Origin of the sequence: Hydrogenophaga sp. RWCD_12, from assembly GCF_046604225.1 — a bacterium.
Classification (GTDB): Bacteria; Pseudomonadota; Gammaproteobacteria; order Burkholderiales; family Burkholderiaceae_C; genus Hydrogenophaga.
Genome location: NZ_JBKIXC010000001.1, coordinates 591,787 through 606,884, shown reverse-complemented (window position 1 = coordinate 606,884; position 15,098 = coordinate 591,787). Strand labels below are relative to the sequence as shown.

The 15,098-nt window shown below is 67.3% G+C and carries 16 protein-coding genes, 1 pseudogene and 1 riboswitch; of the genes and pseudogenes, 3 read left to right on the top strand and 14 right to left on the bottom strand.

All coding sequences use genetic code 11. The features are described from left to right. Positions 1-529 precede the first annotated feature (529 nt). From ACLIJ1_RS02915 to ACLIJ1_RS02895, 5 genes and pseudogenes are all read right to left on the bottom strand, one after another. The gene (locus ACLIJ1_RS02915) at positions 530-1,075 is read right to left on the bottom strand and encodes a hypothetical protein (protein WP_411363976.1); all 546 of its coding nucleotides are present in this window, start codon (positions 1,073-1,075) and stop codon (positions 530-532) included. A gap of 11 nt (positions 1,076-1,086) precedes the next feature. Next, positions 1,087-1,689 (bottom strand): N-methyl-D-aspartate receptor NMDAR2C subunit, encoded by a 603-nt coding sequence (locus tag ACLIJ1_RS02910; protein ID WP_411364775.1) that lies wholly within the window; start codon positions 1,687-1,689, stop codon positions 1,087-1,089. A 411-nt stretch (positions 1,690-2,100) separates the two neighbouring features. After that, positions 2,101-2,364 (bottom strand): annotated as a pseudogene (locus ACLIJ1_RS02905) (VOC family protein); the annotation flags it as partial. Position 2,365: 1 nt separating this feature from the next. After that, the gene (locus ACLIJ1_RS02900) at positions 2,366-3,232 is read right to left on the bottom strand and encodes a hypothetical protein (RefSeq protein WP_411363975.1); all 867 of its coding nucleotides are present in this window, start codon (positions 3,230-3,232) and stop codon (positions 2,366-2,368) included. Then, positions 3,229-3,951 (bottom strand): hypothetical protein, encoded by a 723-nt coding sequence (locus tag ACLIJ1_RS02895; protein ID WP_411363974.1) that lies wholly within the window; start codon positions 3,949-3,951, stop codon positions 3,229-3,231. The genes ACLIJ1_RS02900 and ACLIJ1_RS02895 overlap by 4 nt, the downstream gene beginning before the upstream one ends. Before the next feature lie 32 nt (positions 3,952-3,983). After that, positions 3,984-4,157: riboswitch (FMN riboswitch) on the top strand. Between the two features lie 102 nt (positions 4,158-4,259). Here ACLIJ1_RS02895 and ribBA point away from each other — a divergent pair. Next, on the top strand, positions 4,260-5,372 hold the full coding sequence (gene ribBA / locus ACLIJ1_RS02890) for a bifunctional 3,4-dihydroxy-2-butanone-4-phosphate synthase/GTP cyclohydrolase II (protein ID WP_411363973.1): 1,113 nt from the start codon (positions 4,260-4,262) through the stop codon (positions 5,370-5,372). A 17-nt stretch (positions 5,373-5,389) separates the two neighbouring features. Here ribBA and phhA read toward each other — a convergent pair whose 3' ends face one another. Both phhA and ACLIJ1_RS02880 read right to left on the bottom strand, forming a co-directional pair. Beyond that, complete coding sequence (phhA, locus tag ACLIJ1_RS02885) at positions 5,390-6,274, bottom strand: phenylalanine 4-monooxygenase (protein WP_411363972.1); 885 nt, start codon at positions 6,272-6,274, stop codon at positions 5,390-5,392. Between the two features lies 1 nt (position 6,275). Continuing rightward, positions 6,276-6,584 carry a 4a-hydroxytetrahydrobiopterin dehydratase gene (locus tag ACLIJ1_RS02880; protein WP_411363971.1) on the bottom strand — a complete coding sequence of 103 codons (309 nt, stop codon included), beginning with the start codon at positions 6,582-6,584 and terminating at the stop codon, positions 6,276-6,278. A 108-nt stretch (positions 6,585-6,692) separates the two neighbouring features. Between ACLIJ1_RS02880 and ACLIJ1_RS02875 the strand changes: the two genes are divergently transcribed. Continuing rightward, complete coding sequence (locus ACLIJ1_RS02875) at positions 6,693-7,190, top strand: Lrp/AsnC family transcriptional regulator (protein WP_411363970.1); 498 nt, start codon at positions 6,693-6,695, stop codon at positions 7,188-7,190. 3 nt (positions 7,191-7,193) lie between these two features. Here the strand turns inward: ACLIJ1_RS02875 and ACLIJ1_RS02870 are convergent, their stop codons facing one another. The 4 genes from ACLIJ1_RS02870 to ACLIJ1_RS02855 form a co-directional block, all read right to left on the bottom strand. Continuing rightward, on the bottom strand, positions 7,194-7,871 hold the full coding sequence (locus tag ACLIJ1_RS02870) for a metal-dependent hydrolase (RefSeq protein ID WP_411363969.1): 678 nt from the start codon (positions 7,869-7,871) through the stop codon (positions 7,194-7,196). Positions 7,872-7,884: 13 nt separating this feature from the next. Further along, positions 7,885-9,249 (bottom strand): cell envelope integrity protein CreD, encoded by a 1,365-nt coding sequence (gene creD / locus ACLIJ1_RS02865; RefSeq protein WP_411363968.1) that lies wholly within the window; start codon positions 9,247-9,249, stop codon positions 7,885-7,887. 222 nt (positions 9,250-9,471) lie between these two features. Beyond that, positions 9,472-10,908, bottom strand: coding sequence for an MATE family efflux transporter (locus ACLIJ1_RS02860; protein WP_411363967.1), 1,437 nt, complete (start codon positions 10,906-10,908; stop codon positions 9,472-9,474). Next, positions 10,901-11,371, bottom strand: a complete 471-nt coding sequence (locus tag ACLIJ1_RS02855) for a MarR family winged helix-turn-helix transcriptional regulator (RefSeq protein ID WP_411363966.1) — start codon at positions 11,369-11,371, stop codon at positions 10,901-10,903. Before ACLIJ1_RS02855 ends, ACLIJ1_RS02860 begins: the two co-directional genes overlap by 8 nt. Positions 11,372-11,426: 55 nt before the next feature. Here ACLIJ1_RS02855 and ACLIJ1_RS02850 point away from each other — a divergent pair, with 55 nt between their 5' ends. After that, positions 11,427-11,978, top strand: a complete 552-nt coding sequence (locus ACLIJ1_RS02850; RefSeq protein ID WP_411363965.1) for a PaaI family thioesterase — start codon at positions 11,427-11,429, stop codon at positions 11,976-11,978. A 15-nt stretch (positions 11,979-11,993) separates the two neighbouring features. Here ACLIJ1_RS02850 and creC read toward each other — a convergent pair whose 3' ends face one another. Genes creC through aroE form a run of 3 tightly spaced genes read right to left on the bottom strand, consistent with a single transcriptional unit; the run spans position 11,994 to position 15,017 of the window. Beyond that, positions 11,994-13,433: a two-component system sensor histidine kinase CreC gene (creC, locus tag ACLIJ1_RS02845; protein WP_411363964.1), complete on the bottom strand. Its 1,440-nt coding sequence runs from the start codon at positions 13,431-13,433 to the stop codon at positions 11,994-11,996. A 4-nt stretch (positions 13,434-13,437) separates the two neighbouring features. Continuing rightward, entirely contained in the window at positions 13,438-14,139 is a 702-nt protein-coding gene (gene creB / locus ACLIJ1_RS02840; protein WP_411363963.1) for a two-component system response regulator CreB, read from the bottom strand. A gap of 26 nt (positions 14,140-14,165) precedes the next feature. Further along, positions 14,166-15,017 carry a shikimate dehydrogenase gene (gene aroE, locus ACLIJ1_RS02835; protein WP_411363962.1) on the bottom strand — a complete coding sequence of 284 codons (852 nt, stop codon included), beginning with the start codon at positions 15,015-15,017 and terminating at the stop codon, positions 14,166-14,168. Positions 15,018-15,098: the final 81 nt, after the last annotated feature.

The following is a 15,098-nucleotide window of genomic DNA, read 5'->3' as shown; positions in this document are numbered from 1 at the left end:
AGCTCTTTGTGCAGTGCCAGTTCGACCATGCGTTGGAGGTAGTCCATGCGTCAAGGGGCGATCGGAGGACGGGTCAGATGTCGATTCACTTTTTCTGCGCCTTCAGGCGTCGAAAGGTGCGCAAAAGCTCCTTGCTCGAAGGGCTGTCTGCGAACCAGGTGTTGCAGCTCGAAACTTCAGCGTTCTCGTCGACGGTGAACAGGTATTCGGCACCTGCCAGCAACGGCACGGCACGGCACGGCACACAGAGCTGACTGGTATTCCGCTCCACCGTTCAACTTGTAGAGGCGCCCTAGCGAACCTTTGAACACTTCGGTGGGAACGACCGTTGCCTGCACCACTTCGCGCCCCAAGGCTGAGCTCCCGTCTGAATTGGTAGCGAGAGAGGTCGACACCACACGTCCAACAAACACCGTCGGGAAGCGGGCATATCTCGCGGAGCCCGTCATGTCTATGCAACTGCACGCATGAACAGACAGGTGCACCGCCAGAGTGCCGACAAGCAGCGCCGCCGTTCGTTGAACTCCTTTCACACACCGGACCATTCAACAGACACCTTCAATGGCTTGAGAGACTGCACGGCTTGAAACGCCGCACTTTCCCTGACGAACACAGAGAACGCCGGCAGGTTGGCCAAGGACTCGCACCAGCGATTGGACGCCGGTATCGCCCGCAGCGCCGGCAACGGCTCAAAGTAGGCCGTGCATCTCAGTTGGCTCATCGCGTCATCATCGTCGTCTTCGGCACCCACAAACTGGCGGGTAATGTCGAACTCAAAGTGCTCGCCTTGGCCCCAGTTGTAGACGCCCCACTGGCAAAGCAACATATCTGCTCCAGATCCCTCTGCGAGACCTGCGGCTTTGACGGTTTCGTAGAACGACAGCGCACTTTCAACCAGTTGCGGAATGTCGATGGAGGACAGCAGGATGCCGCGCCTCGCCAGGAACGATTGGAACTCCGCGGCTGATGTGGTTGGATGCATGCTTCCACCCTTGGTATTGAATTCACTCGCCTTGATTGTCAGCGGGCCCAAACTCAGGCAGGCCACCAGCAATCGACGACGCAGCAACTTCATGGTTGTGTGGCCTATCGCAGATTCGCTCCTGCCTGCGCCTCGAACCGCTCCTTGAACCGCTCTGTCCCATAGATCGCCTCGCGCGCCAGAAACCTCGCCAGCACCTCCTTGCGTTTGCGACGGTACATCCAGCCCGGCACCCATCGGTACTCCTCCCGCACCTGCGCGTCGTACTCGGCAAAACGCGCCGGATCAGCGCCGAGGATGGCGAGGTCGATGTCGACCAGCAACCGCGCGTCTTGGTCCATCGGCTCGGCGTCGTGACAGGTCGCCATGATGAGCGCGCGCACCCGCTGCTGCGCCTCACTGTCCGCTCCGGCCTGCGCAAGCGCTTCGCAGGCCCAGTCGGCGCTGCGGGCTTCGTTGCCTTTGCCTTGCGGGTCGTAGACCGCGTCGTGGAACCAGAGCGCAAGTTCGACTTCGCCCGGGTGCTGCGCCAGGTCCAGCGCGGGTTCCAGCAAAGCCAGGCATTCGCGCAGGTGCTGCTGCGTGTGATAGCGGCGCTGCGGTTCGGCCCAGGCATCGAGCAGGCGCTGTATCAGGCCGTCGGGCGCACGCAAGCCCAGCGCTGCCCAGGCGCGTTGCCAGGAGCGCGCGGGCAGGCCTTCGTCGATGAGCGACGCGCGCCACCGACCAAGGCCGGTGGACGCCAGTTCCAGTGTGTGGGAATGTCGCCCGGCCGGGTCCGCCAGCGCGAGGCGCAGACTGTGGTGCTGGGCAGGCCGTTTCGAAACCACCAGGCCCGGAACCCTCGACGACAGGGTGCGCAGCAACGGCGCTGCGGCTGCGGCCCTGGGCATACCGAATTCGACCGACAGGACTTCGCCGAAACCAGCTGGCGCCTGCAACTGGCCACGGCGCACCTGCGGCCAGTCGACCGGGCGCTGATCTCCCGGCGAGACGAACACCATCGGCAGCGCCGGTTCGTCGCCCGCGGTGGCCACCGGAATCGACAAGCCGTCGGGCAGGTACGGCGGCCGGTAGTCCCAGGTGGACAGGCCCGCGCCGGCCAGGTCACCGCGGACCGCGATACCGAACGGGCAAGTGCCCTTCTCGCTCCACTGGCTGCGCTCCCACAGCCGGGTGCGCCCAATCGCCGGGCTGCGGGCCTCGGCCTCGCTGGTGAGCCAGAGCAATTCAAGGAAAAGGTTGTCGAAGGCAAAGCAGACGTTGGCCGTGCCTTGCCCCGGGTGTGCGCGGCGGTAGGTCTCCGTCAGGCCCAGGCGCTGCAGCGCGTCGACCTCGAGCCCATCGGGCTGGATGAACAAAAAGACGTGGTCAAGTTCCACGTCAGCGCTCCGCCGCCTGCGTCTTCTGGGTTTGCCGCGTGTTCATCTGGAACTCCAGCGTGCCGTCGGGAACGTCGGCGACGATGGTCATCAGCGTGTTGGTTTCGACGCTGCGCGCGATCTTCGCGGCGATGTCGTAGACCATGGTGCCGCCGCCGGTACCTGTCGCATCGATCTTGACCGGTCCGTCGGGCACCCCGAACTCCATCACATAGACCATCTCGACCCGGGCCACGCCGTCGTCCACCGCCACCAGCCGGTTGGACGCGGTGATCTTGAGGTCAAGCGCTGCGATGCCGGGCAGGGGCACCTTCATGCGCACCACCTGTTGCGCCGCCTGGTCTTGCGCGACGCGGATCGGCTCGATGCGCGCGGCCTGCTCCAGCACACTGGCCAGCACGGACTTGAGCGCCTCGCGGCTTTCCGCATCGCCACCCTCGGAGACCAGCGCCGGCTGCAGCAGCCTTCTCTCGGGATCGACCGTCGCCTTGAACACCAGGTTGTCCAGCTCGGGCTGGCCGGGCATGGGTTGCTCTTCGCCCGACGCCAGCCGCAGGCTGGCGCGGCGACTGAGCACGGAGACGGTCGCCCGGAAGCTGCCGTCGGCCTCGGCCGGGCCGGTGGTGTAGCGGTAGCGCTGGCGGTTGACGACGTGGTAGGTGAGCGGAAACGAGGTGCCGTTGGTGGCCGAGCGGGCAACCACGCCGCGGTCGGACAGCACCCGCATCGTGATCACGTTTTCGTTGACCTGGTCGCTGACCAGATCGCGCTCGGGTCGCAGGCGGTAGTCCAACTCGACCGGCTCGGCGGCGTGTGCGCTGCCGACAAGCGCCAGCCAGAGTGCGATGGATCGCAACACGACGCTCATGGCAACAGGGCCTTGGCGGCCTGGATGCGCAGTTCCATCGCCACCGACGCATCGTTCATCACGTCGAACAGGAACTGCCGCGGATCGTCGTAGTGTGTGGACGGCCCATTGCGTGAGCCACTGGCCGCCGGTACTTGCGGCACCGCGGCAAAAGCGGGCTCGTGCAGGAACGGCGATGGCTCGGGTGTCAGCCTCGCCATGGCGATCTGAAACTCTGCGCGGGTGATCGGTTTGATGCGCGAGAGCAGATCGGCCTGCGCGTCTTCTCCAGGTGGGATGTCCAGCGACGGGTCGTCGCCGAAAACCGCCGCCAGATCGGGCGCCACGAAGGCCGACCAGCCGCCGGTGTCAGCGTGCAGTTGGGGAACGCGCGCCGGCTCAGCGCTCAGGCCCGGTTCGGGCGACGGCGAGAGCCTCCGACGGGAGGCCGCGAGCTCGGGCAGGTAGCGGGTGCACAGACTCTCGAGGAAAGACGCCGCGGTGTCGGCCGGCAGCGGATCGGCCAGCGAAAACCACAGCTCGAAGGCATCCACGCCGTTGACGGCAATGGCCGGCGCCGGCAGATCGAGGTCGGCCTGCACCCCGCGCCAGACAGCGCCCAGCATCGGCCAGTCGGCGGGACCGGCAATGCCCAGCACCATGCGCCGCACCAGCCCGGCGGCAAGGGTGTCGTCGTCGGAGGAAAACAGGCGCTGGTGCTCGGTGTCAAGGCGGTTCATGCAGGCAATGGTAGCCGCGGGCATAATTCCGCCCACGTTCTCAGGGCGGGGTGCAATTCCCCACCGGCGGTGTTCGGGGCTGTCGCCCCGGGAGCCCGCAAGCGCCTGGCGGCTTCGCCGTCAGGGTCAGCAGACATGGAAGGCAATGCAAACGCGGTGCCGAAGCCATGGCCGACGGTCACAGTCCGGATGAAAGAGATACGTGAACCATTTCAGCCACGCGCTTTTGCAGCGCCGTGGCTGTCTTGGCTTTGTCGCGCCCTGAGAGCGGAGTCCGCCGATTCCGTTCCACCTTGACGACCGAAGCCATGTCCGAATTCCAGCTCGCCCCCATCCAAGAACTCGTTGCCGAGATCGCCGCCGGCCGCATGGTCGTGCTCGTCGACGACGAGAACCGTGAAAACGAAGGCGACGTCATCATCGCCGCCGACAAGATCACGCCCGAAGCCATCAACTTCATGGCCCGCTTCTGCCGCGGCCTGATCTGCCTGACGCTGACGGCCGAGCGCTGCGACTTCCTGGGTCTGCCCCCCATGGCCGCCCGCAACGGCACCAAGCACAGCACCGCCTTCACCGTCTCGATCGAAGCCGCGACCGGCGTCGACACCGGCATTTCGGCTGCCGACCGCGCGCGCACGATCCAGGTGGCCGTCGACCGCAACACCGTGCCGACCGACCTGGTGCAGCCGGGCCATGTGTTCCCGCTGCGCGCCGCCGCCGGTGGCGTGCTGATGCGCGCCGGTCACACCGAAGCCGGTTGCGATCTGTCGGCGCTGGCCGGCCTGCAGCCTGCCGCGGTGATCTGCGAAATCATGAAGGACGACGGGACCATGGCCCGCCTGCCCGACCTTGTCGAGTTCGCGAAGCTGCATGGCATCAAGCTCGGCTCGATCGCCGACCTGATCCGCTACCGCAGCCAGAACGAGAAGCTGGTCAAGACCGTGGCCAAGCGCCCGGTGACCACGCCCTACGGCGAGTTTGACCTGCACACCTACCAGGACGAGTTCGGCGGCGCCCACCTTGCGCTGACCTTGGGTCAGTGGTCGGCCGACGAGCAGGTGATGGTGCGGGTGCACGAGCCGCTGTCGCTGATGGACTGGCTCGACACGGCCACCAGCCCGCACTCCTGGCCGCTGTCTGCCGCGCTGGGTGCCATCAAGGCCGAAGGCAAGGGCGTGGCCCTGCTGCTCAACCCCTCGGAATCGTCGGAAGACCTGTTGCGCGCGGCCAGCGCGCCCCGCACGTCCAAACCGCCGAAGGCCGAGACCGGCCATGACGCCGACCTGCGCACCTACGGTCTGGGAGCCCAGATCCTGCGCGACCTGGGCATCTCGCGCATGAAGGTGCTGGGCAACCCGCGCCGCTTCCCGAGCATGGGCGCCTACGGCCTCGTGGCCGAGGCGTTTGTCTCACCGAACTGACCGCCCACCTCGCAGGCTCAGCGGCGGCTGCGGTGGTAGCTGCCGTCGCCGCGATGGAACACCGTGTCGCCGGGCAGCACATCGCCCGGCTGGTGTTCCGGCCCGGTCAGCGCGCGCTGGTACAGCGGCGCGAAATCGATGTGCGTGAAGTCGAGCAGCTCGTCGAGATCGCTGAGCACGAAGTAGCTCTCCTGGAAGTCGTCGATGCGGTAGTGCGTACGCATCACGCGCTCCAGGTCGAAGCGGAGGCGGTTGGGCGAGGCGCTGTCGAGGCAGAACACCGATTCGGTGAACGACGAGGCAATGCCGGCACCGAACAGCCGCAAGCCATCGGCCTGCTGCACGAGACCGAATTCAATGGTGTACCAGTAGACCCGCGCCAGTTGCGGCAGGCAGCCCAGCTGCTGCGCGCGCAGGCCGCCCTGGCCGTAGGCCTGGATGAAGTCCGCGATGGACGGGTTCATCAGCATCGGCACATGGCCGAACACGTCGTGGAACACGTCGGGCTCTTCGAGGTAATCCAGTTCGTGCGGCTGGCGGATGAAGTTGCCAGACGGGAAGCGCCGGTTCGCCAGGTGGTCGAAGAACACCTCGTCGGGCACCAGGCCCGGCACCGCCACCACTTCCCAGCCGGTGCGCTGGTGCAGCACCTCGGAAAGGCGCCGGAAATCGGGGATCTCGTCCGGCCCGATGGGCAGGTCTTTCATCCCCTGCACGAAGGCATCGCAGGCGCGGCCGGGCAGCAGCCTGGTCTGCCGTTCGAACAGGGTCTTCCAGGTCGCATGTTCGGCCGCGGTGTAGCGGCTCCATCCCTGGTCGATGGTCCAGTCGGCGCTGGTGGGGCGGCCGGCATCTCCGGCAGCCAGGCCGTGTCTGGTGGGGGTATCCGCTTCGGCCTGCATCTCAGGCTCCCTGCCGCGTGCGGCTGGCAAAGGCCCCGTCGGCGGCCTTGGCCCAGGTGATGTCGCGCTCGGACAGGCCATTGGCGTCGTGCGTGGTCAGCGTGACATCGACCCGGTTGTAGACGTTGAACCACTCCGGATGGTGATCGAGCTTCTCGGACACCAGCGCCATGCGCGTCATGAACCCGAAGGCTTCCGCAAAGTTGCCGAACAAGAAGCTGCGCGCGATCGCGCCCTGCTCCGCGTCCAGCGTCCAGTCCGGCAAGGCGGCCAGGCGTTCGCGGATCTCGTCCGGGGTGAGCGGGGTCATCGGGTTGTCTCCTGTGTTGGTTCGAATGGCTGGGCAGTTTGCGCCGCATGGCGGACAATTTGCTCTCGTTTCATCCGCCGCCAAGCCATTCCAGCGAGAGACCCTTTCATGAACCCAGCCATCGACGAAGAATCCTTGCACCCGTCCTCGCTCGACCGGCTGGACCGCCGCATCCTCGCCGCGCTGCAGGCCAACGGCCGGATCAGCAACCAGGAACTGGCCGCGCAGGTGCACCTCTCGCCCGCCCAGGCCAACCGGCGCCACAAGCGGCTGGAGGCGATGGGCTACATCCGCGGCTACGAAGCACGGCTGGACGCGGACCGGCTCGGCCTGGGCGTGACAGCCTTCGTGCACGTGACCATGGAGCGCGGTCAGCACAAGGAAGTGCAGAAGTTCCAGCGCACCGTCGGCAAGATGGCGCAGGTGCTGGAGTGCCACGCCGTGACCGGCGACTTCGACTACGTCTGCAAGGTGGTCGCCCGCGATCTCAAGGGACTGTCGGACTTCCTGCTCGGCACGCTGGCGCAGCAGCCCGGCGTCAACGGCGTGCGCTCCAGCGTGTGCCTCAACGAACTCAAGTCCACGAGTGCGTTGCCACTGGACTGAAGGCTAGCGCCTCTGCGCCTGTCCCATCCAGGCCCGACCCACCGCCTGCATGGCTTCGGCGCGCTGCCGACGGCGCTCCCGGGGACCGGCCAGTTGGTCTGGAACCGGGCTCCGTTCCGCCTTCGATGGTTGTTGCCGCTGTCGGTCAAGCCGCTTGCGAATGGCATGCCACCCATGCCGCACCAGCATGCCTGCATTGGCCATCAACAACAGCGGCATCCCGATCCATTGCAGCTCCAGCAGGAAGCGTTCCTCGCCGAACAGGTCGATGCCCTGCATCGGCACCGGACGCCAGTCGAAGCAATGCCTCGCACCATCCAGCGGCCAGAACCAGGCGCTGCAGATGCCCACGTCGAACAGGCTGTCGAGCAGCGGGTGCGACGCGGTGCACAGCGCGAGGAAGGCACCGCGCCCGGCCCGCCGCCGCCAGCCTGTGGCGCCGCCGGAAGGCCACAGCGCACCGATGAGGCCGATCAGGAGCGCAAAGCCCAGCGAGTGGGTGAAGCCGCGGTGCCCGTAGGTGCCGCTGTAGCGGTCGAAATGCAGCGTGATCGACAGGAAGTCGAGGTCGGGCAGCACGCCGCACGCGGCGCCGGCAAGCATCAGCCGCCAGCCCACGGTGCGGGCGCCGACCGCGACGGCCAGCGCCACCGCGGGGGCAAAGTGCAGATAGGTGGCCATGGTGGCGCGAGCCTCAGGCGCGGCTGGTCGACACGGTCGGGTCCGCGGCGGAAACGCCAGAGCCCATCACGTTGTACCAGTCGATCTTGCGGGTGGCGACCATGATCGCGGCCAGCACGCCGAACAGCAGCAGCGACCCCATCATCAGCGCGTTGTCCTCCGAGATCAGGATGCCGTAGAGCACACCGTACAGCGCGACCAGCATGCCGCCCATGCCCAGACCCGCGCGCCATCCGCCGAGCACGTGGCGCAGGTAGTGGGCCAGCAGCGCGATGCAGCCGGCGCTGGCGACCAGATAGGCAATGCGGAAATCCAGGTGCTCGGACAGCGAGAGCAGCAGCAGGAAGAACAGCACCAGGGCCGCGCCGATCATCAGGTACTGCATCGGGTGGATGCGCCAGCGCTTGACCATCTCCAGCACGAAGAAGGCGGCGAAGGTCAGCACGATGAACATCAGGCCGTACTTGGTCGCGCGCTCGGTCAGGCGGTAGACGTCGACCGGGTCGTCGAGCGACACCGAGAAGCTGTCGACCGGCGGACGGTCCTTGGCTTCGTTCAGGAACTGCTGCTGGGCCTGCGTCGAGAGCGACGGCACGCTCCAGCTCGCCTCGAAGCCTTGTGCCGTCACCGCACGGCTGCGCGGCAGGAAGTCGCCGTCGAAGCTCGGGTGTGGCCAGGGCGAGGTCAGCGTGACCTTGTTGTCGTCTGCCAGCGGCACGAAGCCGATGCGTTCTGTACCGGCCAGGTCCATGCCCAGTGTGAAGTCCAGCGTGGCGCCCGGCTGCAGCAGCGTGGCGTCCAGGGGGGCGGCCAGTGGCAGGGGCAGGTGGGCACCGGCGGGCGAGGCTGCGATCGCCAGTGCATGGCCGCCGAGCTTGAGTTCCGGCCGGCCGAGCAGACCGCGCAGGTCGCTCACGCCAAAGCTCAGCCAGGGTTGGCCCAGCGTGATCTGCCCGCCCTTCTCGCGCGGCGTCACGCCCTTCCACACGAAGCGCCCGGCGCTGTCGTGGCGACTGTTGTAGACCGTGACCGGAAAGATGCCGCGCCAGCGCGTTTCGGTGGTCAGGCGGCTGCGCGTGTCGAGCGTGGTGGGAAACACCGTCGCCACGTGCGACTCCTTGACGGTTTCCTCGCGCTGGGTGTTGCGCGCCACGTCGACGATCACGGTGCGGATGTAGGTCTCGGTGTAGGGCACCTGCAGCACCGGGCCGGTCAGGGTCTGTTCGCCAGCATGGGCGCGGGCGACCTCGTGCGTGGCCTGTTCGCGGTTCTGGGTGCGCTCGGCGATCACCTCGCGCACCATCGAGAGAGGAATGAGCAGCAGCACCATCAGGAAGCCGATGATGGCGGTCTTGCTCAGCAGGGGAAATCGGTTCACGTCTCGCTCCTTGGGTTGTGACGGAGCGATTCTGGAAAGCGCCTGTGCGGCGCTCACGCAGGCGGTGTGAAGCGAATGTGAAATGCGGACATCGCCCGCGGGCGCTCATCCGATTCGGCGCGGGGCCGCCCCAAGGCGAATCAGCCCCCGCGGGGGGGCAGCGACCCGCGCAGCGGCGGAGCATGGGGCTCGGGACTCGGCGCCGGGCCGTACCAAGCCGAATCAGCCCCCAGACCCGGCGGAGACCGGGGCCCTACCCGGTCTTGGGGCAGCGACCCGCGCAGCGGTGGAGCGTGGGGGCTCAGACTCCTCTCCCCAGGGCGTGAAATGCACGAACAGCACCGAGCTGAAGCCATAGACCGCCATGCCGGCCGACAGCAGCGCGAAGATGGTCCATGTCGGCGTCTGCCACATCGCCAGCAACAGGCCGCCGCCGGCCACCATCACCAGCCGCAGCGTGCCCGCCAGCACCGGGCCGATGGCCTTGCCCGCCCCCAGCGATGAGAAGTACAGCGACAGGCCCAGTCCGAACAGACCGTACACCGGGCCGGCCCAGCCGAAATAGCTGGCTGCCGCGGCGAGCACCGCGGGGTCCTGCGTGAACAGCCGCGTCCAGAGATCGGGCGCCACGGTCACGATCAGGCCCAGGCCGCCGAGGATGGCGGTCGCCAGCGCGGCCGCGGTCCATGCGGCGCGCCGGGCACGGGCGATGCGACCGGCACCGATGGCCATACCGACCAGCGGCACCGAGGCCACACCGATCGCGAAAGCGACCGGCACCAGCAGGAACTCCAGCCGCGTGCCGATGCCGTAGCCCGCCAGCGCGTCGGTGCCGAACTGCGCCACCAGCCGCGTGAGGATCAGGATGGTCAAGACAGTCTGCAGCGGCGAGATGCAGGCCACCGCGCCCACGCGCAGGATGTCGGCGAACAACGCGCGCTGCAGCGGCGTGCTGCCGACGCGGAGCGCAATGCGCGCCCGACCCGAGAGCAGATAGCCCCACAGCCAGGCAGCGCCCAGGCCGTAGGCAATCACGCTGCCCGCTGCGACCCCCGCCATGCCCAGGCGAGGAAACGGCCCCCAGCCCAGCCCGAGTGCGCCACCCATGGCGACCTGCAGCAGCGCCACGAGAAACAGCGTCACCGAGGGCACCGCCATGTTGCCCGAGCCACGGATCACCGAGGCCAGCGTGTTCACCAGCCAGACAAACACCGAGCCAAGAAAGGCCACGTTGGCATACGCCATGGCCTGCGCCAGTGCTTCACCCTGCCCCCCGAGTTTCGCGAGCAGGATCTCACCCATTGTGAGCATCGCGACCATGTAGACCGCACCCGCCGCCAGCGCGATCCACAGCGCGTGCACCGCCAGCGCATTGGCCCGCGCCGGATCTCCCGCGCCCAGAGCGCGACTGACGGCGGACGACACGCCGCCGCCCATCGCACCGGCCGACAACATCATCTGGAACATCACGAAGGGAAACACCAGTGCCATGCCCGCCAGCGCAGGCGAGCCGAAGCTGCCGACATACCGTGTTTCGGCGATCGCCGCCAGCGCCGTTGCCAGCATCGCGCCCATGTTGGGCAGCGCAAAGCGCAGCAGCGTCGGCAAGAGCGGACTTGTCAGCAGCGGCGACGGCTCGGGTGGGGCGTGCTCACTCATCGCGCTCTCCCGCCAACTCCACCGGATCGAGCTTGTCCATTGACAGGTCGATCAGCGCATGCAGCGCCACCACCTGCTCAGCACCGAGCAGGCGGTTGATGCCTTCCTGCGCCACCTTCCATCGCCGCTTGGCCTCGGCGCGTTTCTCGCGCCCCGCCGGCGTCAGGCTCACCAGGCGGCTGCGTGCGTCTTCGCCCGCCGACACCACGACCCAGCCTGCGTCCACCAGCGGCCGCAGGTTGCGCGTCAACGTGGAGGCGTCCATCTTCAGGCCCGCCGCCAGCTCACCCGGGCGCATCGGCCCGAGCTTGTCGACATAGGACAGCAGCGAGTACTGCGTGGTCTTGATGCCCGCCTGCGCCATCTCAATGTCGTAGTACTGGCTCACGCGGCGCATGAACTGGCGCAGCTTGAGATTGGTGCAGCCTTGCGGCAGGGCTTTCGGGTGAGCGGTTGCAGACATGTTTTGATTGTATCTACAATACTTGCAGATACAACCATTTTGAGAAAGACCGTTCATGGACACCGAAAACATCCGCCTGCGCTGGGAGAACGAAGAAGCCGCCGTTCGCCAACGCATCGAGGCCAGCGGCGCCAGGGCCGGCGTCTCCACCCCGGAGCAGATCGCCGGCAAGACGGGCCTGGAGATCATGCAGTCGCTGTTGCGTGGCGAACTTCCCTTCCCGCCCATCAGCGAAACGCTGGGCTTCTCCCTGATCGAAGTCAGTGACGGCCACGCCGTGTTCCAGGGTGCACCGCAGTTCAAGCACTACAACCCGCTGGGCACGGTGCACGGCGGTTGGTACGCGACCCTGCTGGACTCTGCCCTGGGCTGCGCGGTGCAGACCAAGTTGCCCGCAGGCACGGGATACACCACCGCCGAACTGGGCCTGAACATCGTGCGCGCCGCCAACGACCGAACCGGTCCGCTGCGCGCCATCGGGAAGGTGATCCACAGCGGCCGGCAGATGGCAACCGCCGAAGCCCGCATCGTCGGCCCCGACGGCAAGCTCTACGCCCACGCGACCACCACCTGCTTCATTTTCGACGCCACGCGGGCTGGGCGCTGAGCGCCAACGGCGGAGTCAGGCCGGCAGGGTCCAGCTGGCGCGGCAACCGCGCGGGTCACTCACGTTCCCGATCGTGAGCGATCCGCCGTGCAGCTCGCTGACCTCTTTCACGAGACAAAGTCCCAGACCCGAGCTCTTTTCGTGCGTGTCGTCGCGGGGCAGCGAATAGAAGCGCTCGAAGATGCGCTCCTGTGCGTAGTCGGGAATGCCGGGGCCTTCGTCGCGCACCGACCAGGTGACCGCCGCACCCTCGCGGCCCGCCGACACCGTGAGCGCCCCACCCGACGGTGAAAAATCGATCGCGTTGTCCAGCAGGTTCTGCAGCGCCTGCGCGATCAGGAACCGGTCGCCCTGGACCACAAGGCCATCGCCCAGCTGCTCGACCACCCGCAGCTGCTTGAGTCGCAACTTCGGTTCGGCCGTGTGCAGCAGCTCGCGCGTCAGCGCCGCCAGATCCACCGGCTCCACCGTGTTCAGGCCGCGCATCTGCTCCACATCGGCCAGTGCCAGCAGCCGGTCGATCAACTGCTGCAGCCGCTCGGTCTGGCGCTGGATGTTGCCCGCGAAGCGTTCCCGGTCTGCCTCGGGCATCGGCTCCTGCAGCAGTTCGGCCGCACCGCGGATCGCCGCCAGCGGGCTCTTGAGCTCGTGCGTCAGCGTGTGCACGTAATTCTCGACATAGGCCTTGTCTTCGAGCCGGATGCGCATGCGCTCGACCGCCTGCGCGAGGTCGGCGAACTCGGTGTTGCCCGAGAGCCGGCCCATGCGCGGCAGCTCGGCCCGCTCGCCGCGCGCCACCGCGTTGGCATAGCCGCGCAGGCGCGAGAGCGAGCTCGCCATCCACCAGGTGAACAGCAAACCGATCGCCAGCGAAATGCCCAGCAGTGCCCACGACCAGTTGAGGATGCGGTCGCGGCTGCGCTGGATATACGGCTCCAGCGTCTGGTTGGGCCGCGAGACGGTGAGCACGCCAATGATCTGCTGGCCATCGCGGATCGGCGCCGCCACATGCATCACCGTGCGGTCGGCGTCATATGGGTTCTCGCCGCTGGAACGCGCGCCGTACTGGCCGCGCAGAGTGCGCAGCACATCGTTCCACTGCGAATGGTCCTTGCCCAGGTCTTCGCCCCGGCTGTCGAAGACCACGATGCCGCGCGCGTCGGTGACCGTGATCCGGTAGTGCAGGCGGTCCTTCTGGAAGCCCCAGATGGTGGCGCCGGGATCGACTTGCGGCAGCGCCGTCATCGCCCGCGCGAATGAACCGCTCGCGATGGTCCCGGCCTTCATGTCCGGCGCCGCCACCAACGCCAGCGCGTTCGCCGCATCGACCAGGCTGTCCTCCATCGCCAGCCGCGTACCCGGCTTCACCTCTTCGATGAAGACGCGCAGCACGACAAACAGCGCCAGACCGAGGACCAGAAAGAAGGCGAGCAGGAGACGGAGGCCGATGCGCATGGCGTCAGACCGAGAGGGTCAGCGAATACCCCATGTTCCGGTGCGTCTGGATCAGCTCCGTCGACAGGCCTCGTTCGCGCAGCTTGGCGCGCAGCATCTTGATGTGGGCGTCGACCGTGCGGTCCAGCGTGTCGGGTGCGTCGGCCCAGACCAGGTCCATCAGCTCGGCGCGCGAAAAGATGCGCCCTGGCCGGCGCAGCAGCGTCGCCAGCAGCAGGTACTCATAACGGGTCAACGCCAGGTAGTCGCCGCCGCACGCGATGCGCTGCGCGGCCTCGTCGAGCCGCAACGGTGAAAGCACCGTCGCCGCCACTTGCGCTGCGCCCTGTTCGGCGGTCTTGCCGTTGGCCGTGCGCCGCAGGATCGCCTTGACCCGCGCGCAGACCTCGCGCGGCGAAAACGGCTTGCTTACGTAGTCGTCCGCGCCCAGCTCCAGGCCGAGGATGCGATCGATCTCTTCGTTGCGCGCGGTCAGGAAGACGATGGGCAGTTCGCTGGTCTTGCGGATGGCGCGGCAGACGTCAAACCCGTTGCCGTCCGGCACACCGACGTCAAGGATCGCGAGGTCCGGCGGCTGCCGGGCAAACGCCGCCAGCGCCTCGCGCGCCAGCTGCACGTGCGCAACCTCGAAGCCCTCGCTGCGCAGCGCGTAGAGCAGCGTGTCGGCAATCGCGGGTTCGTCTTCGAGAAGGAGGATGTGGGGCATCGAGCAGGGCACGGACAACGAAGCAGCTACTCTGCCACACCCAGCACCCGCTCCAGTTCCCGCCGCATCACACCCCGGTCCACATCCACGCCGCTCCACAGCCGGATCGCGACTGCTCCCTGGTTCACCAGCATGCCCAGGCCGTCGAGCACGGTGCAGCCCGCGGCTTCGGCGCTGCGGATCAGGTGGGTGCGCGGCGGGTTGGGGATGGCGTCGGCGACCACCATGCCGGGGCGCAGGGTTGTCCAGTCGATGTCGAGCTGGTCGTCGACATGCGGGTACAGCCCGATCGAGGTCGCGTTGACCACGATGCCCGTGTCGGCCGGAATCGGCATCGCCGGGTGCCAGTGCAGGTACTCCCCGGTGGCCGAAGTCTTCGCGGTGACCAGGTCGGCCAGTTCCTGCCCATGCAGGCGCCCGCGGTTGACGACGGTGATGTGGGCCGCACCGGCCAGCGCCAGTTCGACCGCCACCGCACGCGCCGCGCCACCGGCACCAAACAGCAGCACACGCTGACCTTCGATCTCGCCCACGCCGCGCAGCGCTTCGATGAAGCCCTGCCCGTCGGTGTTCTCGCCAATCAACAGCCCATCGCGCACCACCACGGTATTGACCGCACCGATGATTTCCGCAGACGGAGCCAGATGGTCCAGATGCTCGATCACCGTGACTTTGTGCGGCAGCGAGCAGTTGAAGCCCGCCCAGCCCATGGCACGGGCGCCGCGCACGGCGTCGGCCAGCTTTTCCGGCGGCACTTCGCAGTTGACGTAGCGCCATTCCATTCGGTGGTGCCGGTAGGCGGCTTCAATCATGGCCACCGTCGGGTTCTCGGCGGCGGGCTGGGCGAAGGAGCCGGTGAGCGTATGAAGGAAGTTCATGGGTCTCCCCTGGGGCGTGGGCCGGTCAGGGTAGCGCATGCGCCGCCAAAAGCCCACCCAAAGGATCCGGATCAATACGAT

Bases quoted from the DNA above. Each gene is read 5' to 3' on its own strand.
- ACLIJ1_RS02915 (WP_411363976.1), bottom strand. From the start codon at position 1,075: ATGAAGTTGCTGCGTCGTCGATTGCTGGTGGCCTGCCTGAGTTTGGGC.
- ACLIJ1_RS02900 (WP_411363975.1), bottom strand. From the start codon at position 3,232: ATGAGCGTCGTGTTGCGATCCATCGCACTCTGGCTGGCGCTTGTCGGC.
- ACLIJ1_RS02895 (WP_411363974.1), bottom strand. From the start codon at position 3,951: ATGAACCGCCTTGACACCGAGCACCAGCGCCTGTTTTCCTCCGACGAC.
- ribBA (WP_411363973.1), top strand. From the start codon at position 4,260: ATGTCCGAATTCCAGCTCGCCCCCATCCAAGAACTCGTTGCCGAGATC.
- phhA (WP_411363972.1), bottom strand. From the start codon at position 6,274: ATGCAGGCCGAAGCGGATACCCCCACCAGACACGGCCTGGCTGCCGGA.
- ACLIJ1_RS02880 (WP_411363971.1), bottom strand. From the start codon at position 6,584: ATGACCCCGCTCACCCCGGACGAGATCCGCGAACGCCTGGCCGCCTTG.
- ACLIJ1_RS02875 (WP_411363970.1), top strand. From the start codon at position 6,693: ATGAACCCAGCCATCGACGAAGAATCCTTGCACCCGTCCTCGCTCGAC.
- ACLIJ1_RS02870 (WP_411363969.1), bottom strand. From the start codon at position 7,871: ATGGCCACCTATCTGCACTTTGCCCCCGCGGTGGCGCTGGCCGTCGCG.
- ACLIJ1_RS02860 (WP_411363967.1), bottom strand. From the start codon at position 10,908: ATGAGTGAGCACGCCCCACCCGAGCCGTCGCCGCTGCTGACAAGTCCG.
- ACLIJ1_RS02855 (WP_411363966.1), bottom strand. From the start codon at position 11,371: ATGTCTGCAACCGCTCACCCGAAAGCCCTGCCGCAAGGCTGCACCAAT.
- ACLIJ1_RS02850 (WP_411363965.1), top strand. From the start codon at position 11,427: ATGGACACCGAAAACATCCGCCTGCGCTGGGAGAACGAAGAAGCCGCC.
- creC (WP_411363964.1), bottom strand. From the start codon at position 13,433: ATGCGCATCGGCCTCCGTCTCCTGCTCGCCTTCTTTCTGGTCCTCGGT.
- creB (WP_411363963.1), bottom strand. From the start codon at position 14,139: ATGCCCCACATCCTCCTTCTCGAAGACGAACCCGCGATTGCCGACACG.
- aroE (WP_411363962.1), bottom strand. From the start codon at position 15,017: ATGAACTTCCTTCATACGCTCACCGGCTCCTTCGCCCAGCCCGCCGCC.